General features: G+C 73.1%; 2 protein-coding genes. Both read left to right on the top strand.

Annotated elements, in window-relative coordinates:
* The first annotated feature begins 39 nt into the window (after positions 1-39).
* Positions 40-1,821, top strand: a complete 1,782-nt coding sequence (locus P1P70_RS41580; RefSeq protein ID WP_319247229.1) for a glycoside hydrolase family 35 protein — start codon at positions 40-42, stop codon at positions 1,819-1,821.
* On the top strand, positions 1,821-4,187 hold a 2,367-nt coding region (locus P1P70_RS41575; RefSeq protein ID WP_319247227.1), incomplete at its 3' end, for a beta-galactosidase. The genes P1P70_RS41580 and P1P70_RS41575, both read left to right, overlap by 1 nt.

The raw sequence follows: 4,187 nt of genomic DNA, 5'->3' as shown, positions 1-4,187 counted from the left end.
CCACCCCTCCCCGCACGTCCCAGCCGAAGGGAAACAGCCTTGCGCTCGCCCGCTCTGACCACGTCGTCCGACGGTTTCCTCCTCGACGGTGAACCGTTCCGGATCATCTCCGGCGCGATGCACTACTTCCGCATCCACCCCGACCTGTGGGCCGACCGGCTGCGCAAGGCCCGGCTGATGGGCCTCAACACCGTGGAGACGTACGTCCCCTGGAACCTCCACCAGCCCGACCCCGACAGCGACCTCGTCCTCGACGGACTGCTGGACCTGCCCCGCTACCTGCGCCTCGCCCGAGCCGAGGGACTGCACGTCCTGCTGCGCCCCGGCCCGTACATCTGCGCCGAGTGGGACGGCGGCGGTCTGCCCTCCTGGCTCACCTCGGACCCCGACATCCGGCTGCGCTCCAGCGACCCCCGCTTCACCGACGCCCTCGACCGCTACTTCGACATCCTGCTGCCCCCGCTGCTGCCGTACATGGCCGCGAGCGGCGGCCCGGTCATCGCCGTCCAGGTCGAGAACGAGTACGGGGCGTACGGCGACGACACCGCGTACCTCAAGCACGTGCACCAGGCGTTCCGGTCGCGCGGTGTCGAGGAGTTGCTCTTCACGTGCGACCAGGCCGGTTCCGCGCACCACCTGGCCGCCGGCAGCCTGCCCGGTGTCCTGTCCACCGCCACCTTCGGCGGCAGGATCGACGAGAACCTGAAGGCACTGCGGGCCCACATGCCCGAAGGGCCCCTGATGTGCTCGGAGTTCTGGATCGGCTGGTTCGACCACTGGGGCGAGGAGCACCACGTGCGGGACGCGGAGAGCGCCGCCGCCGACCTCGACAAGCTGCTGGCCGCCGGGGCCTCCGTCAACATCTACATGTTCCACGGCGGCACCAACTTCGGCTTCACCAACGGCGCCAACCACGACCAGTGCTACGCCCCGATCGTCACCTCCTACGACTACGACGCCGCCCTCACCGAGTCCGGCGACCCGGGCCCCAAGTACCACGCCTTCCGCGAGGTGATCGCCCGCCACGCCCCGGTCCCCGACGAGCCGGTCCCGGCGCCCGCGCCCAGACTCTCCGGCATCACCGTGGAGCTGGACCGCCGGGCCCCGCTGCTGCCGTACGCGACCGGCCTCGACACCTCACTGGCCCGCAGCGAACACCCGCTCACCATGGAGGAGTTCGGCCAGCGCTCCGGCTACGCCCTGTACCGCACCACCCTCCCCGAGGCGGGTGACGGTCTGCTGCACTTCAGCGGCGGGGTCGGCGACCGCGCCCAGGTCTTCGTGGACGGCGCCCCCGTCGGCGTGCTGGAACGCGAACGCCACGACGAGACGCTGCCGCTGCGCGTGCCGCGCCCCGGCGCCACGCTCGACGTGCTGGTCGAGAACATGGGCGGCGTGAACTACGGCCCGCGCATCGGCGCCGCCAAGGGCCTTCTCGGCCCGGTCACCTTCAACGGCACCGCCCTGCTCGGCTGGGACACCCACCGCCTCCCGCTGGCCGACCTGTCCACGGTCCCCTTCGCCCCGGCGCCCGCCGACGCGGCCCCCGTCACCGTCCCGGCCTTCCACCACGGCACCTTCGACGTCGACACCCCCGCCGACACCTTCCTGTCGCTGCCCGGCTGGACCAAGGGCCAGGCCTGGATCAACGGCTTCCACCTCGGCCGCTACTGGAACCGTGGCCCCCAGCGCACCCTGTACGTCCCCGGCCCCGTCCTGCGCCCCGGCGCCAACGATCTGGTGCTGCTGGAGCTCAACGCCACGACCAGTTCGCGCGTGGAGTTCACGGACACGCCCGACCTGGGCCCGGTGAAGCCCTGATGACGCGGCCGCACCGCGTGCGCCTCCGCAGGCCCGGCGAGCCTCCCCGGCGAGGTCACCTGCCGTTCGCCGACGCCCCCGGCGTGCCCGACCCCATCGAGGTCGGCAGTCGTCTGCTCACGCGGGGCGGCCGCCCCTGGTTCCCCGTCTCCGGGGAGTTCCACTACTCCCGCTACCCGGCGGGGGAGTGGGAGGAGGAACTGCTGAAGATGAAGGCGGGCGGGGTGACGGTCGTCGCCGCGTACGTCATCTGGATCCACCACGAGGAGACCGAGGGCCGCGTCCGCTTCGACGGCGACCGCGACCTGCGCCGCTTCGCCGAACTCTGCGCCCGGCACGGCCTGGACTTCATCCCCCGCATCGGGCCCTGGGTGCACGCCGAGGTCCGGGGCGGAGGCCTGCCCGACTGGGTCCTGGCCCGCACGGACGCCCCGCGCACCGACGATCCCGCCTACCTCGTCCCCGTACGCGCCTGGTACGCGGCGATCGCCGAGCAGCTGCGGGGCCTGGGCCGGGCCGACGGCGGCCCGATCGTCGCGATCCAGATCGAGAACGAGCTGTACGACCAGCCGGACCATCTGCTCACCCTGAAACGCACGGCCCAGGAGGCCGGCCTGTCGGCACCCCTGTGGACGTCGACCGCCTGGGGCGGGGTGCGACTGCCGCCGGACGAACTCATCCCCCTCTACGGCGGCTATCCCGAGGCCTTCTGGACCGAGGCGGACGGCGGCTGGCCCGACACCTGCCGCAAGCACTTCTTCTTCACCCACCAGCGGGACGACGAGGGCATCGGCGCGGACCTCCGTCCGACGACGGTGCGGGGCGGTGACCCGGAGGAGCTGTCGGACCGATTCCCCTGGGCCACCTGCGAGTTGGGCGGGGGCATGGCGGCGGCGTACCACCGTCGGCCGCGCGTCGAGGCCGCCGACGTCGGCGCCCTCGGCCTCACCAAGATCGGCTGCGGTTCGGTCTGGCAGGGTTACTACATGTTCCACGGCGGCACCAACCCGCCGGGCGACCTCACCCCCCTCCAGGAATCCCACGCCACCGGCTACCCCAACGACCTTCCCCGCCTCAGCTACGACTTCCAGGCCCCCCTCGGCGAGTACGGCCAGTACCGTCCCTCCTACGACGAACTCCGGCTGCAGCACCTGATGTTGGCCGACTTCGGCGAGCTGATCGCCCCGATGGAGTCCGTGCTGCCCGAGTCGCTGCCCACGGACCAGGGCGACCGGGAGACTCTGCGCTGGGCGGTCCGCGCCGACGACCGCTCGGGCTTCCTCTTCGTCAACAACCACCAGCCGCAGGAGCCGCTGCCGGACCGTCCAGACACGACGTTCGAGGTGGAGTTCCCCGGGGGCGGCCTGACGCTGACCTTGCCGAGCGCCCCCGTCACCGTCCCCCAAGGGGCCTATTTCTGCTGGCCGTTGCGGCTGGACGTCGTCGGGCTGCGGCTCGACTGGGCCACCGCGCAACCCGTCTGCACGGTCGACGACAGCCGCGGCCGTACGATCCTGGTCCTGGCCGCGACCGACGGCATCGCCCCCGAACTCGCCCTGGACCTGCGCACCGTGACGACCGTGTCCGCGCCCTCGGACGCCGAGGTCACGACCGTGGGCGGCCGTGCCCTGGTGACGGCGCTGCGGCCCGGCACGGACGCCCTGGTCGAGGTCGACACCGCCGACGGGCGCCGCGTCGGCCTGCTGGTCCTGGACGCGGCGACGGCCCGCACCGCCTACCGGGGGCCCGCCTGGGGTGCCGAGCGGCTGATCCTCTCGGCCGACGGCGGGGTGGTCTTCGACGCCCACGCGGACGAGGTACGCCTCCACAGCGCGGCCGGGGAACCGTCGTTCGCCGTCCTGCCCGCGCCGGAGCGGGCTCCGGTGGTGACCGGCGCGGCGGTGAAGGGGGCGGTGGACGGGGTGTTCGTCCGCTACACGGTGGTCGCGGAGGAGGGGCGACCGGGAGGCGACGTGCTGCCGGTCGCCCTGGTCCGGCCCGCGGGTGAGGAGCCCCCGGTCACCACGGGCGTCCTGGGCCGCGCGAGCGTACCGGCCGACGGGTACTTCGACTCGGCGGCCGCGGAGTACCGCGTCGCGCTGCCGGCCGATCCGCCGCCCGGCACCCTGCTGCGGTTGCACTGGACCGGGGACGTGGCCCGCGCCCATGTGGGGGAGCGTCTGGTCGCCGATCAGTTCTACTCGGGGCGGGTGTGGGAGATCGGGCTCGACCGGTTGCCGGTGGGGGAGCTGAGGGTGCGGGTGTTGCCGCTCGCGGCGGGGGCGCCGGTGCACGTGCCGGGCTGGGCAGGTGATTCGGCCATCCCGGCGGAGATTGCGCGAGCGGAGTGCGCCACCGTCCGCACG

Source organism: Streptomyces sp. MB09-02B (genome assembly GCF_033794485.1).
Lineage (GTDB): Bacteria > Actinomycetota > Actinomycetes > Streptomycetales > Streptomycetaceae > Streptomyces.
Note: the sequence above shows the minus strand (reverse complement) of the source record. Positions and strands in the feature narration are given on the sequence as shown.